The sequence below is a fragment of the Ferruginivarius sediminum genome, from assembly GCF_003344765.1.
GTDB lineage: Bacteria > Pseudomonadota > Alphaproteobacteria > Kiloniellales > Rhodovibrionaceae > Ferruginivarius > Ferruginivarius sediminum.
In genome coordinates, this window is sequence record NZ_QPMH01000035.1 from 1 (window position 1) to 17054 (window position 17054).

At 59.7% G+C, this 17054-nt stretch carries 13 protein-coding genes and 2 pseudogenes; 1 reads left to right on the forward strand and 14 read right to left on the reverse strand.

The features are described from left to right. Positions 1-357: 357 nt before the first annotated feature. Together DRB17_RS20085 and DRB17_RS19180 are read right to left on the reverse strand one after the other, a co-directional pair. Positions 358-1323, reverse strand: coding sequence for an O-methyltransferase (locus tag DRB17_RS20085; protein WP_147274969.1), 966 nt, complete (start codon positions 1321-1323; stop codon positions 358-360). A 4-nt stretch (positions 1324-1327) separates the two neighbouring features. Beyond that, the gene (locus tag DRB17_RS19180; RefSeq protein ID WP_114583848.1) at positions 1328-2653 is read right to left on the reverse strand and encodes an ATP-binding protein; all 1326 of its coding nucleotides are present in this window, start codon (positions 2651-2653) and stop codon (positions 1328-1330) included. Between the two features lie 313 nt (positions 2654-2966). Between DRB17_RS19180 and DRB17_RS19185 the strand changes: the two are divergent. Then, a pseudogene (locus DRB17_RS19185) lies at positions 2967-3688 on the forward strand (IS5 family transposase). A 458-nt stretch (positions 3689-4146) separates the two neighbouring features. Here the strand turns inward: DRB17_RS19185 and DRB17_RS19190 are convergent. The 12 genes and pseudogenes from DRB17_RS19190 to DRB17_RS20380 form a co-directional block, all read right to left on the reverse strand. Continuing rightward, positions 4147-4932 (reverse strand): endonuclease, encoded by a 786-nt coding sequence (locus DRB17_RS19190; RefSeq protein WP_114583849.1) that lies wholly within the window; start codon positions 4930-4932, stop codon positions 4147-4149. After that, complete coding sequence (locus DRB17_RS19195) at positions 4925-6187, reverse strand: DNA cytosine methyltransferase (RefSeq protein WP_114583850.1); 1263 nt, start codon at positions 6185-6187, stop codon at positions 4925-4927. Before DRB17_RS19195 ends, DRB17_RS19190 begins: the two co-directional genes overlap by 8 nt. 27 nt (positions 6188-6214) lie before the next feature. After that, positions 6215-6673, reverse strand: a complete 459-nt coding sequence (locus DRB17_RS19200) for a very short patch repair endonuclease (protein WP_114583851.1) — start codon at positions 6671-6673, stop codon at positions 6215-6217. A gap of 455 nt (positions 6674-7128) precedes the next feature. After that, on the reverse strand, positions 7129-7749 hold the full coding sequence (locus tag DRB17_RS19205) for a 3TM-type holin (protein WP_114583852.1): 621 nt from the start codon (positions 7747-7749) through the stop codon (positions 7129-7131). Positions 7750-7752: 3 nt separating this feature from the next. Next, positions 7753-8172 carry a D-Ala-D-Ala carboxypeptidase family metallohydrolase gene (locus DRB17_RS19210; protein WP_161958900.1) on the reverse strand — a complete coding sequence of 140 codons (420 nt, stop codon included), beginning with the start codon at positions 8170-8172 and terminating at the stop codon, positions 7753-7755. A 23-nt stretch (positions 8173-8195) separates the two neighbouring features. Continuing rightward, positions 8196-8549, reverse strand: a complete 354-nt coding sequence (locus DRB17_RS19215; RefSeq protein WP_161958901.1) for a phage holin family protein — start codon at positions 8547-8549, stop codon at positions 8196-8198. Between the two features lie 103 nt (positions 8550-8652). Beyond that, positions 8653-9453 (reverse strand): DNA adenine methylase, encoded by an 801-nt coding sequence (locus DRB17_RS19220; protein WP_114583855.1) that lies wholly within the window; start codon positions 9451-9453, stop codon positions 8653-8655. Between the two features lie 246 nt (positions 9454-9699). Next, positions 9700-10287, reverse strand: coding sequence for a hypothetical protein (locus tag DRB17_RS19225; RefSeq protein WP_114583856.1), 588 nt, complete (start codon positions 10285-10287; stop codon positions 9700-9702). Next, entirely contained in the window at positions 10284-11642 is a 1359-nt protein-coding gene (locus tag DRB17_RS20090; RefSeq protein WP_147274970.1) for a hypothetical protein, read from the reverse strand. The genes DRB17_RS19225 and DRB17_RS20090 overlap by 4 nt, the downstream gene beginning before the upstream one ends. Positions 11643-11654: 12 nt before the next feature. Beyond that, a complete protein-coding gene (locus DRB17_RS19230; protein WP_114583857.1) occupies positions 11655-12437 on the reverse strand; it encodes a hypothetical protein in 783 nt (260 codons plus the stop codon). Next, positions 12434-14179 carry a hypothetical protein gene (locus DRB17_RS19235; protein WP_114583858.1) on the reverse strand — a complete coding sequence of 582 codons (1746 nt, stop codon included), beginning with the start codon at positions 14177-14179 and terminating at the stop codon, positions 12434-12436. Before DRB17_RS19235 ends, DRB17_RS19230 begins: the two co-directional genes overlap by 4 nt. Next, positions 14176-17054 (reverse strand): annotated as a pseudogene (locus DRB17_RS20380) (hypothetical protein); the annotation flags it as partial. The gene DRB17_RS19235 and the pseudogene DRB17_RS20380, both read right to left, overlap by 4 nt.

A 17054-nucleotide genomic window follows, 5' to 3' on the forward strand; every position in this document is an offset into this window, starting at 1 on the left:
AGCGGCTGGACGATCTGCTGCCGTGGAATTGGCAGCCAGCGGCCGCCTGAGCTCGCCAATTTCCGCGGCATCCAGCGATCGCAGGAGGGCGGTCTTGGCCGGCCGCTTACGGCATTTCTTCGTTGGTAGCGGGGGAGCGCTACCGCCAATGCAGTCCGACGATAACGTCAGTTTTCTTTGCTTGGGTGTGATGTATTGGCGCTATCGGGAAAGTGCGTATCTGGCACGCACCGAAATGGTAATCGCACCATAGTATTTATTTGAGTAATGTATTTTAAACGCAAACCTAACGTTTTCAGATTTACGATTGCCGAATCTCACTTCGAAAAAACTTTATTAGAATATTCGCTTGATATATCAAATACCCACTTCCCCATACACCGGATAGTGCCGATAAAAACGGTGATATTCCTGAATTTCAGCATCAGGAAGGCTGAATCCAAGTGCCTTTACTTGCTCTCCGGTCGGCGCGGTATTGCAGGGTAATAGCTGGTCCAGCGCGGATTTTTCCCGGAATGTAAGCGAGGGTGCCGCAATCTCTGCCTGCTTCTCGGCATCACGCCAGTCGCAAAATCCTATGTCACGACTGCGCTTATCGACCTTGCATGCAACGTCCCGCGAAACAAATGCAACGGCAACACTCATCATCGGCGCGTTATCTCGATACTTCACGTTCAAAATAGGTATAGTTACATCTGTCCTGCCAGCGTACCTTGCACACGTCCGCACATGCTGAAGGATCATCGATGCCAAAACCTGAGGGAACCTCTTCATCTGTAGGTCCTTCGTACGCAATTTCGGAGGCACCAGGTCACCCGCATAAAATCGGAGCTTATCTTCCTCGCTTTGAAATTCGTTGCCGTCCCTATCCTTATGAGGAATGCTCCCTTTATGTGCGTTAAGTGTCACAACAAGCATACTTCCACTCTTCATCCGGCGACACAGTTCTTCCACATCGGAAAACACCGGCCCATTTATAGAATCTTCATAATCCAGCCACGCAATCACGGGTTTCTCTTCAACCCGAACTGTCGGTAATACATCACTACTGTTTCCGAGAATAATCTTGACGCAGCCATACGGTTTGTTGAATTTAGCGCGATCACAAATTTTTTTACTCTTCTCAATGGAAAGCATATCTGAAATCCTCAGATACTTGTGCGCCATAACAAAGTCAACAAACCACGTTGAACCGAATCCAATATATCTATATTCTTGGAATTCGAAAATGTCTTTGCATTCGGCAAGAAACTCAAAAAATAATTTTCTCTCTATGCATTTATTTGGGCGTATAGCATAATTAATGTCTGCCGTTGAACTCATTCTGTTAATCCTCCAACTCGTTTTCAACAAAATAATCAAACGTTTTTGAACCGACATTTTTATAGCTCATATTCTCGTTGCCAAGCGCCTTCGCAACATTTCTAACCTCGTCACGCTCCCTTTTATAAGAAATAGTGGCCAATTTTGGTCTACCTGGCGATTTCGGCAACTTGAATTCACTGTCTCTATTAACTGAAAACAGCGAGATCGCCTTTGCAGAAGCTTCCCGCCTTTTTGCCTCATCAATGTCGGATTTCCGCTGGTTCGTGTACTCAATCCAGGGCTTTGTGGCCCGCTTCATCTGGGCGACAGCCCGCCTATATATTGGCGAAGACTCATCTACATCCCGCTTTGTGGTAGTCCACGGGAGAGCATTTGGATTAGTTGAATGAAAGATTGCCATTCCCGTGAAGCCGTTAAACTGCGGATGCCAAATGGGAAAACCACCATTTCCCCAGACGGTTCGACCGTTCTTGTTAGCAGCTAGCACAACGCGATCATTACACAAGACAAACCATCCATAATATTCAGCACCAGTCCGCACAAACCCATGCTCCGTCGGGTCGATTTCATCAGGCGGAGAAGCAGTCATACCTGCCAAAATTTCAACTTGGACCCCCTCGTCCTCATAAGAGTACCGGTGCGGTTCAAAGTCGTCACTTTCTTTAACAGCGTATTTATACCCATGAACTTTTTCTCCATTTATAAATATTCTAAACCCTTTATCAAGAAAAACCGCATAATCACGCGCAACAATACGCGTTAATTCATTTATAAATGTCATATCTGAATAAATTTCAGAAACTGAATCAAGGAGCCGTGATACTTTTATTATCGTTCCTGACTCCTTGATTAAAGCTGCATCTTCCAGCTCTATTTCCCAATTATTTGGCTCAGCAAGCCATTGATCGACATCAATGTCACAAGTGAAGGCCTCTTTTTCGTTGGAACTGTGAATATGAATTGCCCTACCCATCTTAAACATGGCTCGTTTCATACCAATGCCATAAACTCCGATCGCATATTCGCCATCCGGAGCATCTGGGCGTCTACCAAAATGGAACGCATAATCGATCGCATCAGAAATACTTATCCCACCACAATTATCTTCAATACTAAAGTTATTACTATCCAAATGAAGGTGGGCTTCAAATCCATTATAATCATCAATTACGGGCTTTTGTCCATTTTTCTGATACAAAACCTTTCGGGCTCCATCAAGACTATTATCTAGAAGGTCGAGTATTGCATCTTCAATAGTGATATCTTTAGTTATCATATTCACAAAAAATTCTTTAGGCGGCGACGCATCCGCTTTGTGAACTGTCATATCTCCTCACAGATTCTCACTCCACTCTCACTGGAGATGGAAGCAGCTACGTTGGACGCATGCCGTCTGGCTACTCGACGCACCCGTCAATGCCCCCCAATCCCCTTAGAGTCGATTGTCTGCAAAGCAGCTACTGGATGCAAGCCCCTCCACTTTTCCAACCGTCGGATGGACTGCACCTCGTTGATTTTTTGTGATAATTTCTCAGCGTCCGTTGGGCGCACTGTGATTGCTTATCTAGGCCGTGAACTCATAAACGGGATTCCCAGCGAGGGGTCTGGTGTGATTCAACCTCCGGGAAGGAGGTTGGATCATGCGGCGACACGAGCTGAGCGATTTCGAGTGGTCGGTCATCAAGCCCTTGCTGCCGAACAAATCCCGGGGCGTGCCGCGGGTTGATGATCGGCGGGTGCTGAACGGCATCCTGTGGCGGTTCCGGACGGGCTCGCCCTGGCGGGACATCCCGGAGCGTTACGGCCCGCACACCACTTGCTACAACCGGTTCGTCCGATGGCGGAAAGCCGGCATATGGGATCAAGTTCTGGAGGCGGTCGCCGAGGCCTATGACGGCGACATTGTGATGATCGATAGCTCCTGCGTCCGCGTTCACCAGCACGGGGCGACGGGCAAAAAGGGGGCAGCGATGATGGAGGCATGGGACGTTCCCGCGGGGGCCTGACCACGAAGCTCCACGCCGTGGTCGATGCCGAGGGGCGGCCCATCACGGTAAGCCTGTCACCCGGCCAAGCCCATGACGGTATCGGTGCCGAGGGTTTGGCGGAGCATCTGCGGGACGGCACCGCTTTGTTGGCGGACGAGGCTTACGACAGCGATGCGGTGCGGAGCATGGCGGAAAGGGCCGGCGCCTGGGCCAACATCCCGCCGCGCCGGAACCGCAAGGGCTCCTTCGTTTTCAGCAAGTGGCTCTATCGCCAGCGCAATCTGATCGAGCGCTTCTTCAACAAGCTCAAGCAGTTCCGCGGCATTGCCACCCGTTATGACAAACGGCCGGAAAAACGACCTCGCCGCCGTTAAGCTGGCGTCCATCCGTATCCGGCTACGGAGTTTATGAGTCCGCGGCCTAGACAGTTGCCGGCCCGAGGCAATCCCTCCCATGAGTTCGTTGCCCCATCCTACGCCCTGCAGTTGCTTTTACGTCTTAACATGAACTGAAAAATGGCAAGCGGAAAGCTTCGGCATGGGCCCGAGAACATTCTTAAATATTCCGATTACCAGATTGTCGAGGCGCTCACCGAAACCGAACGGCGCCAAGTATGAAGGTATTTCTATAGGTGATAATCCACTGTAGGTATCCCGCCGGTTGTTGAAGAAGCAAGCCCAGATCTACCACGCTATTCTCGCAACCTCGCATCACAACAACACAACGCCGGTTCTGGGACAGCACAATTACATAGGCATTCATAAATTTCAGCAATATTATTTATTATAAGAAAACTAGGGTAACTTATATTATGTAAGTTAAAAAATACACTTTAGGAGATCGTTTTTTTGTCATTTATCTCAGAAGCGGGAACAAGTATATAGTGACGCTCATCGACTACTTTCACTTCGTCAGACTCAACGGCGAGCTCAAATAGTGCGATTCTGTTACCATCCATAAACTGGGCAGATACAGCTCTACACACAATTCCTTCAAACTTTTCAGCGCAGCATTGTATATCTTGTCGCGTTTGGACAACGGAAATCTGATCGTTTCCACCCTTTGCTTGTACTGGGATTACATAATGATGACCCTGTCGATCAAGCCCGATGTAAATTTCGTCTATTTCAATTTGCGACCCATGCCTTAGCGTCGTCCGCAAATGGTTCTGGAGCGAATACGTCGTGAGCCCAAGGAAAATATCAATTAGGCGGTTATACCGCACGATAGCTAAGAGCGCCTGTTCATCGTTCAAAGCATATGCCGAGATAATTTCCGGAGTCGCGTCAGGAATCTTCCGCGTAACCAGTTCTTGTCTCGGCTGAATTCGGTTTAGTTTGACAAGGCGGAAGACGTATCGAGCACGCCCAACGCCCTCGATAATCCATTCCATACCTTCGGGCTGAGTCGACAGAATTCTCTCGGGTAACGGCCGCCGATATCGGAAAGAATAGACGACATCTCCCGGATTCTTCGTAAGCTCTATTTTGAGTGTGTGTGCGGCCGATAATATTTCTTCGCGATTGAACGGTAGCTCCGACGCACCCTCAAAATAGTGATCAAAGAATATCTTTTCTATAATAGCCTGATATCGATTTTCGCCCGCTGCATTAGGCATAAACAGCCTCATTTGTATTGCTGCTTCGCACGCGCTTTGGGATAGTGTCATCGGGTACGCCGTAGTATCGGGCAGCGTCGGCCATTGAGAACTCCAACAGCCCGGGATCACCAAGCTCTACAACGCACTTTGGCCGCTTGGGCTTTACTCCAAGCGCGAGGATGACTTGCCGCGCAACAGCTTGGGCGAGCAGAGGCGGGACCGAATTTCCGATCTGTCTAAATCCGTGCCACTTCGTCACATGAAACCGAAACCAGTCGGGGTAGGAGTGCAGCCGTGCGGCCTCGCGATTGGTAATGCACCGCGGAGTGTACGGATGGATGGGGCGGGGCGATGTAAACGCACCCCGATCACTGCCAGTACCGGCTCGTAGCGTATTGCAAACCCCATTTGGATCAAGCTTAAAGAATCGGCTTACCGGCTCAGTCTTGCCAAATTGCGTAGCAGCGAATCGCCGACGAGACTTTTCTGTATGAGCGGTTCGCAGGCTGGACGTCAGAACACACGGGTCGTACGCGCGCTTGTAGCCATAATCGTCGGCATCGTTGGCTATTCCTCGAAGCTTCCGAGCATACGATGATGGCACACTGAACTCTGCTCTTGTCCAGTCCCGGGTACGAAGTTCGAGAAATTCATCCGCTTCGGGCAAATCCCCAATCGCCTCTTGCACTGTTACAACACTGTCGAGAGAATGAGGATAGATTGGTTGAGGCATATCTCGGCGCGCGCCCATAAGAAACAACCTCTGCCGGTTTTGCGGAACACCATAGCTGCGAGCGTTTAATACGGCGTATGGTGTTACAACGTCGTATTCAATCCTGGCGAACGCGCTAATAAGTTCTTCAAGAAAATTCTTATGCTCCCCCACCGTAAGACCGCGAACATTTTCGAAAACGAAATAACTAGGTTGGATTTCCCCCACCAGTCGGACAAAATGATACACAAGTGAGTTTCGCGGATCGTCAAGAGCGCGCTTACCTATGAGTGAGAATCCCTGACATGGGGCGCCTCCAAAAACAACTCCCACTTCCTGGTTACCGATGCTTGCCAAGTCTCTGATTTCGCTCCCGGAAATGTTTGCTACGCTCCGGCAGATCGTCTTACAGGCGGGAAAATTGAACGCGTGAGTCGCGCAGTGGACTGGATCGACCTCCACGGCAGCAGCAACGTCAAACCCAGCGCGCTCGAATCCAAGGCTCATTCCTCCGGCACCGGCAAAAAGGTCGATGCCTACCGGACGGCGATATCTCTCCATCGGCCAAGCGCCCCCTACGGTCTTGTATCATTCCACCTCTTGTCTCTCTACATGTCGATCGGCGTTGTCAACGCTTGCTCCGTTCAAAAACGCGAGGAGCCTGTTTTCCGTATCTTCAAGGTCCCCGCGAATCTCGCATTCCCAGATAACCATTGCCTTCCATCCAGCCCGTTCGAGCTCCGCCAGCTTTTCCGAGTCGCGCTGCTTATTCCGCTTCAGTTTTGGTATCCAATACCCTCGACGCGATTTCGGAGGCTGGCCGTACCTACAACCGTGTTGATGCCAAAAACATCCGTGCACAAAGATCGCCTTTTTTTGACTCGGAAAAACAAGATCGGGGGTACCCGGAAGGTCTTTACGATGCAGTCGGTAACGATACCCCATTCGATGCAAAAATCGCCGCACCGTCAGCTCAGGTTTGGTATTCTTCCCCTGAACAGCCTGCATAATTCGCCGACGTTGCTCGGGCGTCCGTGTATCAGCCATTCTGACGAATTAACTCATCGTATCCGGAGCGTCTATCTCTGTTTGCTGGAACCGGGCACCGCAAAGAGAACCCCTAAAGAGACATCGCCGTGATTAGTACCTATCTGCTATAAAAATTGTTCCGCATCCTAATCTGATGTGCTGAGACATGCACGGCGTAGCTTAGTGGAATCCAAAAAATCATCTATTGAGTCGAGTTCTCCCGCGGGCGGATGACCTTAAGCAATTGGCGATATTGTTCTTGCCTTTAGGCCCATCTGTGAATAGGAATGTACGCTGCGTTTAAGAACCCCGAGAAATGCCTAAAATAGTTTCGTCATTCGTCAAGCGACTTATGCGGAGCTGGCTATATAAAACGTGTGTTCTCCCGTAGTACGGACTTTGCAGGTATTATGGCTCAGTATAGCAAACCCGATAGAGATTGCCTTCTCGAGCCCCTTCCCAAGTTTACTCAGCTACTCCATATGTGTATCGTCCCCTATACTTGACACTCCTGATTTTGGAAGCACCCTCTGCACAATCTTTCCCACCACCCCCTTCTCCGCCTTCCGCCCCACCAACACCTCCTTATCCCGCGACCGCTTCGCCACGTTGATCCCCAGCACCGACAGCGCCACGCTCCAGATGACCGACAGGCTCGTCATCGCGGTAATGATCTCCGCCGCCCACTGCGGGTTCACGACGACGGCCCAGGTCACCCCGCCCATCTGCACCGTCCACGTGACCGCCACGGCATAGCCGAAAGTCGGCCGCCAGCGGCGGACATAGGCGTCTTCGCTGCCGACCTCCGCGCGCATGGTCTTGTTGATCTGCGCCTGCCGGGCCGTCTCCGCCTCCAGGTGTAGGGACTCGATCTTCTCCCGGTGCCGCGTCTCCAGCTCGCGCAGCTTTAGGGCCGCCTCCGGGTCCGCCTGGACGGCCGCCTGCACCTTGTCCGGCTCCGCCTCCACGCCCAGCGCCGAGGCCAACAGGCCGCCCACCGCGCCGCCGGCCGGCCCGCCCAGCGCCGTCCCGATCAGCGGCGCCGCCGTGCCCGCGACCTTGCGGACGGCATCCCCAACGTCTTTCCAATCCATGGCTCACTTCCCCCCATAGGCAAAGACGATCGGCGTCATGCCGACCAGATCGCGCCGGTCCAGATGCAGAAAACTGCGCGACACCCCGACGGCCCAGCCGAGGTCAAGCGCCTGGCGCAGCAGTTCCCGCCGGTACACGCCGTCCGTCGCGCTGATGTCGATGGCGGCCGCGCCCGCCAGCCCGTGGTTCGGCCGGTCGTGCACGTGCAGCGACCGCGGATGCCCGCCGATGGCCGCGTTGTGCGCCGCGCTGCGGCAGCAGCTCGTCACCACCATCGGCCTGCCGAACACCATCCGCAGGTAGGCCAGATTGTCGGCAAAGCCGGGATGCAGCCGCACTTCGCCCGTGTCCGGCGACTGCAGTTCCTCGTGCGCGAACAACACCTTCCCCGTTGACGGGTGACGGATGTCGACCCGCTCCATAAGCGCCTCCATTTTCGCTTGAACTAAGACGTCTTGCCCTCGTCGCGCCCGCCGCGCGACACGCCGTAACACCGGGCGAACAGCGCCTCCACGCCGCGCGGTCCCAGATACGAGACGCCAACGATGACGCCGAGGGCCGGCTTCCCGCTCAGCCCGAAATAGACCGCCAGCCCCTCGGCGACATACGCGATGGCGATGGCCGTGAAGACCTCCCAGACGAGATGCAGCGAGAAGAACCGCCGCCGGCCCCGCTGCACCTCGCTCACATGCCACATCATCCGGCCTAGCCACGAGAGGGCATAGGTCGCCACCGACCCGTTGAACGCCTGCCGCAGGCTTTCGGGAATGTCCCGCATCTCCGGTGGCAGATCCGCCATGCCTTCCCCTCTCGTGCCATCGGCCAACAAAAAAGCCGCCGAAACGGCGGCCACCCTCATGCTCTCGTGCAAAGTCCCTGCCCGAAGGCAGGGCGTCAGGGCATCATGGCCCCGATATCAGCAACTCCGGCGCGGCCTTTCCGCCGCCTTCCTTTGCCACGGTATAGGTCGTCTCCACGCTCTCCATGGTGAGGCCGTCGAAAATGTCCCGCAGCTCCGGCCGGTCGTTGATGGACAGCAGGAACCGCCCCTTCAGTCCGCGCAGCGCCGCCGCCAGTTCCTGGAAATCCTGGCGCCGGAACATCCCCTCGCCATAGTCGGACTCGCTGCCCCAATACGGCGGGTCCAGATAGAACAGCATCCCCGCCCGGTCGTACCGCCGCAGGAACTCGCGAAAGTCCAGACACTCGATGACGACGCCCGACAACCGCTCGTGCACGTCCTCCAGCATCGGCGCCAGCTTGGCGACGTCGAAGCGCGCCGGCCTGTCGTTGCTAAGGCCGAACGTCCGCCCGTCCACCTTTCCGCCGAACCCGGTTCGCTGCAGGTAGAGAAACCGCGCCGCCCGCTCCAGGTCCGTCAGCGTGCCCGGATCCGTCACCTGCAGCCGCTCGAACTCGCGCCGCGTCGTAAGCTGGAACCGCAGCATGTCCAGGAACGGGACATAGTGCCGCTGCAGCACCCGGAACAGCGTCGCCACCTCTTGGTTATAGTCGTTGATGACCTCGACCTTCGGCGCCCGCCGCCGGCGGAAGAACACCCCCGCCATGCCCACGAACGGCTCCGCATAGCCGTCGTGCGGAACCGCCTCGATGCGCGCGACGACGCGCTTTGCCAGATTGCGCTTGCCGCCGATGTAAGGTGCAACCGGTTGGACCGGCCAGATATCGTATTGCAACTCCATACCCGTGTGTGTTTTCTACCGCCGCCTGTGGCTGCAGGTGGCGGGACGGCCGCATATCGGCCGATTGCGGTCGTGCGAGGGGTATGCTCGCGGCTCTGGGTGTTGCTGCACCCATCCCCCGCCCCGGCCAAGCCACTCGAATGGAGCGGGTTGCATGGGGACGGACGAAGACAAGCATGAGGAAACCGGCTCTCAGGAGGCCGAGTCGCGATTGAGCAAGAGGGCACGCAAGAGCGCCCCTGCCCGTTAAGCCGTCGCCGGCTCCGGCCAACTCAGCCCATCCAGCACCGCCTGCACCTCGGCCTCATCAGCAGCCTGCTCGATCCGCAGCTTGGCCGTCCGGCGGATACGCTTGATTTCCGCGCCCGCAGGCGTCCATCCGGCAATGTCGACGTCGACGATCTCCCTGGCCACGTCGGCCAGGGTGTATGCGCTACCGTCCGCCTGCCTCACGCCGGCATTCGACCGGGCGGCCCGCTCCGCCTCCAGCATCGGATAGCCTGCCGGGTCAACGGTCCCACCAGCGTCCAGAACTGCGACCGCGTCCAAGGCTTCGCGCTGCGTCTGCACGTACTCCAGCGCCTGGCCGTCGCCCGGCGTCAGAAATCTGGTTCTCGCGGCCTCAGCCTTCCGATCCACCTCGAATTTTGCGTTCGTCTTGATCTGAGCAAGTGTAGAACCCTGCCATGGCACGATCTCAATGCCTTCCTCAATGATCCGCCGGTGGAACCTGTGCTCCACTGGTACGATAGGGTTCTTGATGTTTTCAATTACACCCTCAACTTGAATGAGCGTGTGTTCGGGGTCAGTGTAGTGAGCGCTTTCAATTGTCATGACTGCAACTCTGCATCTAATTCTAGAAAATTGCTTGCATTGCTAGTTAAGACATACACCTCATTGGCTATGGCACCAGAAACTCCATTGTCCAAGATGTACATACCATTTGGTTGAGCAACGATTGCACCAGGGGACCCAATCGATAGGCTTCCACCACTCCCTGTGTAAGTCCAACCCGTTAATGACATCGCGGGAACCGCTCGCATTTCTACCGGAGCTGGAATGAAGCCTCGCAACGAGGCAGCGCTTTTGGCAAAAAATGCTGCCACCCCATATGAACCTGGAGCCGTGTGCATTCGAAGGTAATACCGATGGCACAGTGCCCGTTCCGTGGGAATGGGCCTTTGCTCGAACGGCGTGGCGACGGATCCTTGTTCTAGCTGGAAAAGTGCAACATCTACGGTCCATGTCTCGTATGGGGCCTGCTCGACCAATACAACTTGCAAGCTGTCGTCGCCGTTCGTTCCAAGCGATTTGCCTGTGATAGATGGGACATCGAATTGGATTTCGAAACGCTGCCAATCGGCCGTTAAATCTACGCTATTGGCCACCACTACAACGTTACTGCTAGGAGAACCGCCACTTCCAAAGTTTTGGATTAGTTTGGGATAGAGTGCTTTTGTCCCGGACTCCACGCGTGCGTGAAACGACAGAACAACCTGCTGACCGGCAAACGCGCGGACCCCTTCAACGAGCTGCGTAATAACAGAGTTATCACTGGTAGCTGCTGATGACCTTGTATGCCTGAAAAAGTATTCAGGGTTTCCAGGGACATCGGCTTGCCCCGGAGCAAACGCCTCGCGAGACACATTACCCGAAGCACCTGATGTACTTAATGTCGCCTGCCAGCGATCTGCCGTATATCCAGTAGAAGAGAAGCTCGTTCCCCGCTGCCAAATGTCAAAGCCGCCGTTGATTATTGCATTTCGGAAGCCAGCGAGCGGACCGCCGTTGATTGAGGTGACGCCGCCCAACGCACCGGCGCTCTCCTTTCTCGCAAACACACCCTCCAAAAGATTGAACGTACCGTCTGGCCGCTGATACGGGGTGCGCTCCGCTGGAATCTCAACGTAGACCGTCACGAGCCCGGTAAAGTCGATCTTCTCCACGGTCCCGTTGGAGTTTGCCCGCACCGTTTCGCGCGGCAGACGAATCGTTGCGCCCACCTGCACCGATGTCTCGCCTCGCTCGAACTGGCCGTCGCTCTGAACGGCGAAATAGTACGTGGTGTTGCCGTTCCCTATGGCACCGGCGAAGGTTTGCCGGCCTGCCACTTGTCCCTGCAGCACGAAGTCCCCTACCCCCGGTGCGTTGCTCTGCTCCAGCACCAGATTCCCGACCGCGAATGCCATGTGTGTTGTTCCTTACTCCGCCTCGCGCACGCGTACCTCCACGCCCACGCGATCGAACCGCCGATGTGTGAAGAGACCGCCGCCGGAAGGCGCCTCGAGCGTGCCGTAAATGGCTTCGCGACCGACGTGAGGGCTGCCGGGTCGAGGTATGACCAGGACGTTGCCGCCCAGCCGCGCGTGCATGTCCAGGGCGTCCGCCCAGCCCCAGCGCTCGTTCTCCGTTAGGGCCGGCAGGCGAAAGGGCAGCACCCGGGGCTGCGGCCCCAGGTCGTAGTATTTCTGCGCGCCCTTTGTTTCCGTCTCGACGTTCTTGCCCGCCCGTCCGGACTGGAAGCCCCAGGCAAGATTGCGCAGCGGCCGCCGCCCGACACCCGCATAGGCCAGCCCCACCGCCAGATAGCCGTCGGGATTGCCCGGATCGTCGATCCGCACCCGCGCCCAGCGCCCCACGGCCACGCCGTCCAGAACCACGATGGACTGGCCATATCCCGGCGCGACCCCGGCGCTCATGGTCCCGGCATCCGCCGTATCCCCCGCACCCTGGGCCGTGCCGACGGTCCAGCGCAGCGTCGCCGCGGGCGTCAGGTTCGTCTTGATCAGGCAGAAAAGCTGCCAGTCCGCCGCCACACCCGCGTCGATATCGATATGGTCGGAGGTCGTACCCGCGCTGCGCCACGCATAGGCCGCCTGCGGACGCCGCAGGTTCTGCGCCGGATATGCGGGCGATTGCGAACCTGCCGACACGACGCCCGTCTCGACGTGGTTCTCGAAGCCGATGAATGCCTTGTTGTTCACGCCAGCACCTGCAATGTCACTTTGTTGCCGTCCGCCGGCCGGATGCGCTCACCCACCACGACCGCCCGCCGGCCGCCCCGCAGGCCGCCCAGCGGAAAGTCCAGGGCAATCGCCGCGCCGAGGTCGTGGCGCAGCGGCTGCACGGCCATCTCCAGTTCCCAGGGCCGAACGTCCGCCCCCCACAGCGCGCCGAGCTGCTCTCCCACCGCCGCCGCATCGCTCCGGTTCAGCAGGATGGTGTCCAAACGCGGAGGCGTCGCGGGCCGCCGGTGCTTGTTCAGCACCTCCGCCGACACCCACGGCACCTCGCGATAGGCCTTCGCCAGAAACGCGCGCCGGTCGCTGTCCACTGCCGCCGACAATCCGCTTGCCTGCACCGTGTGGTTCCGCGCATAGCCGACGGCCCAGCGACCGACGACCGGATCCAGCGGCTCCGGACGACGCAGCGGCCGGGCCGAAACGATCTGCGCCTCTGTGTAGGTGGCCTCCGGCACCCGGAACGGCGGGGCAATTCGCGCCGCGCGCAGGCGCCCGGATCGCCCGATGAAAAGCGTCGCGGCGACGGAACGCAGCACCCGGCTCAACGCTTCCACCGCATCCATCGGCTCCGCCGGCACGTGAAGCCCGGCCTCGAACGGTGCCACGGCATCGATGGCCAGAAAGCTGGAGACATCCAGCGCCCCATCGCCGAGGCCCAGGTCCTCGCTCAGCAGGAAGCGGGCGATGGACGCCGGCGTGTCCTGGTAGCCGGCCTTCGGAAACGACCCCTTGCAGTCGATGGTGATGGCGCCTGTCGGCGGGCTGCCAAGCTGCAGCAGGCCCCGGGAGTTGTCGGTGCGGAACTTCCCCGCGTCCGTGCTCCCGCTATACAGATCGTCAGTGTCGCCTTGCCGCACGATGCCGCCCTGCGACGCGTCGATGCCCCGCTCGTAAAGGTTCAACACCTCGCCCGGGCCATCAGTGTACTGATAGATGCGTGCGACCGGATCGACGAGGACAGGCGTCACATTGAGGGCAGAGCCGCGCAGCTTCGGCACCGGCAGGCCCGCCATGTCCGGCGTGCCCTCCAGGCCGCCGGTGCCCGCGTAAAGCCTGTCCTGCACCGGACGTTCCAACAGGTGGGAACGGTCACGCAGACCCACATGCACGCCGTCCTCGGCAATCCACCAGTCCGCGGCCACGCCCTCGAAGACCGTGCGGAACGTTTCATACAGCTCGTCGCACCAAAGGCCCCGCTGCCGGTCGTACCGCTTGGCGCCCAGCAGGACGCGCAACGGATAGCCGTCGACGGCGTACTCCCGCACCGTCGCATCCCAGATGCCTGCCTGCCCGTCCACCGGGTTCGCCAGTACCATCTCGCCCCACGCGGCGCCGACACTGGTGCGCAGCGGGTCAAGCGCCGCCCGCCGCTCCACCGTCGGCGCCGTGGCAATCAAGGGCGCATAGAACGCCTCGCCCACTGGCGACCCGGCCGCCGCGCCATAGCCCTTGTTCGACACCCGGAATGTCCGCGTCGATTCCTGCGGCTCGAACTCGCGCGACAGCGCGCCGCGCGGCCGGGCACCGTGGCCATGATCGAACGTCAGCTCGACCGCGCCCTCGCGGTACCCTTCTATCTCGGCCAGCCAGACGAGGTTCCCGCCACCGTCTGTCAGAAAAGACGGTTCCCCGGTCGGGGGATCCGGCAGCACCGGGCGGGCCGCGCCGTGCGGACCGCTCCCGCGAACGCGCAGGCCCGTCATGCCACGCGCGCCGGCCGCAAGCGGTCGGCCCCGATATCGCGGCGCAACGCGGCAACCTCGTCGCGCACCTCGCCAAGCGTGCGCGACAGGACCTCCGTCTGCCGTTCAGTCGCCTCGACCTGCGCCTGCTGGATCAGCTCGGCTTGCGACCGGCTGGTCACCCGCTGGATGGCCTCGACGATGTCGCGGGCGCCGTCGACAAAGCCGCTGCCGCTGCCGAAGCGTTCGCGCAGCTCGTCGCGCAGCACCGTGCCCGCCTGGGCAAGGCCCGCCAGCGAACCCGGTTCGTTGTCGTTGACCGCCGCCATGGCCGCCTGGAATTCGGCGCGCGCCTGGCTCAACTGCTGCTCGGGCGTCAGCACGGGCGACTCCCCAAAGCGCAGGCTCTGCACAAGGTCCTGCAGGCCACCCAGATCGCGCACGGCGCGCCGTGCCGCGGTTTCCTGCTCGCGCGAGGTAGCCAAGTCCCCGGTCGCCTCCGCCTGCTTGCGGATAGCCGCGATTTCTTCGTCTCGGGCGCGCTTGAGGACACCGGTCGCAAGCCCCAGTTCTCTCGCCCGGTCGATCATTTCGCCGAACCGCTCCTTGATGGCACGGATCTGCAACTCGGTCTCGCTGAACTTCTCGGCGTCGCTGAGTTGTTGGATGGTGCGGGCAAACGCCACGTCCTGCTGGACCGCGTTGAGGTCGCCGTCGTGCAGCTTGAGCGAGCGGCGCAGGGCGCGGCGGGTCAACGGTGACAGCCCGCCGAAGTCGGCGCGCTGCAGGGATTCGCGGATTGCGAAATCAACCGCCTCTTCCAGGCTTCCGACGCGGTGTCGGCTGGATTCCAGCATGCCGGTCACGCCTTCCACGCCAACACGAGTACCCGACCGACGCGTCTGCGCGATGATGATCCGGGGAATGTCGCGCAAACTCGCGCCGATGCCCTCGACGAACTGGTTGATCTGTTGTGGGACCACCTCCGCGATGCGGTTAAAGGCCCGTTTCTGTTCGTCGGAAGCCTCGTCCGACGGTGCTGCCGTCAACACAACACGGCCGTCGCGCAGGCCGAATCGCCGATCGATTGCCCGCGACGGCTTCGACTTGCCGAACAGATCCCCCAGCGCCCCACCGCCAAGCGAGCCGGCAAGACCGCCGACAATCCCGCCAACCGGCCCGCCGACAGCGAAGCCGATGCCTGCGCCAAGGCCGCCGCCGATGCTGCCCCCGGTCGAGTCCAGACCGACGAGGTCCGCCAGGATTCCACCCCCGGCGGCACCGATGCCGGCGGCGCCCAGCGTGCTCGTCAGCGAGGCGCTGGTAAGCGCGCCAGCGTTCGCCGCCCCGGGAACGCTTGCCGCCGTCACGCCAGGCGCCGCCGCGCTTGCACCCGGCGCAATCGCCAGCGGCGTCCCCGCTGCCGGCGTCGCGGCGAAGGCTGCCCCGGTCGTCGCCGCGCTGCCGCCAAAGCCGATGGACGCGCCGAACGCATTGATGCTCTGGCCGATGCCGCTGAATCCCAGGTCGAAACCCGCAAAGTCTGCCGCGCTGGCAAGGTTCCCCAGATTGCCCACAGCCCCGGGCAGACCCCCGCCGCCGGCATTGCCGTTGCTGCCAAGCCCGAAGAGCCCCGGCGCGGAGCCGACTACGTTCGCAACCACCGGCTGGATGATCGGACGCAGCGCCGCCTCGGCCGCGATCTGGCTGAAGGTGCGAAGCGCCAGGTCCTCGAAGTCCTGCCAGAAGTCCCGGCTTTCGCCGCGCAGGGTGCCGAAGATCGTGTCGGCGCCGATGTCGACGATGCGAGAGCTGCTGCGCTCGACGATCCGGTCGAACTGTTCCTGCGCCCGCTCCGCCTGCCGCGCGATTTCCTCGGCGGCCTTCTTCGCCGCTTCCTTCTCCCGCTCGTGCAGCTCGTCCAGCCGCTGCCCGCGCAGCTTGTCGTTCTGCGCCGCGACCTTTTCCTTGCGCAGGAACAGGTCCTCATAGGCCGCCGCTTCCTCGTCCACGGCCTTGCGTTCGCGCTCCAGCGCGTCCTCGGTGCTTTCGATCGAGTCTTCGAGGTCACGCTTGCGCTTGATAAGCCGCGCGACGCGATCCTCCAGCGTCTCGCCGGATATGCCGAGCTCGTCCAGCTTCTCCCGCAGCCCCGCCAACGCCTCGTCGGACAGGTCCGCGATCATGTCGCGCGCGTCCTGGATATCGCGCGTCGCCGCCAGGGCCTTCAGCGGCTTCGCGCCCGCCAGGACGGCCGCCTGCTCCTCCAGGTCCGTGAAGTCGTCGATCAGGCCGCGAACGCTGCTGGACGACTCGCTGAACGCCTTGCCGACTTCGTCCCCGGCATCGCTGCCGGCCTTGCCCGCTTCCTTCTCGCGGTCCTTCAGATCGCCCAGCTTGGATTCAAGGGTCGCGATGTTCGCCTTGAGGCGGGCGAGTTGCCGGTCGAAGACGCTCGGCACCGGCTCGACCGACCCGGCCGGTGCGGTCCGCTTGCGCGCCGCCTGCACTTCCTCGATGGCCGTGATTTCCGCGCGCGCGGCTTCCAGCGCGGCGATGCCCTGTTCCCGCGCCGCCTTCGCCGCGCGGCCGGAAGCATCGGCCTGCCCATCCAGAACGCCCTGGACCGCGTCCGACGCGCTCTTCAGGTTGCGCGTCGCCTCTGTCGTCGTCTCCGCCGTCGTGGCCAGCCAGACAAGCCCGCCAACGGCCAGCGCCGCCGCCCCGACCGGCCCGCCGACAAGCGCCAGCGAACCGGCCAGCAGACGGTTAGCTGCTGCAGCCGCCCGCGCCCGGACGCTCGCCTGCGCCAGGGCCGCCGCGTGCGCCCGCTGCGCCGCCGCGGCCTGCGATGTCGCCACCACCAGGGCGCGCCGGTCGCCGGTCAGCGCCACCT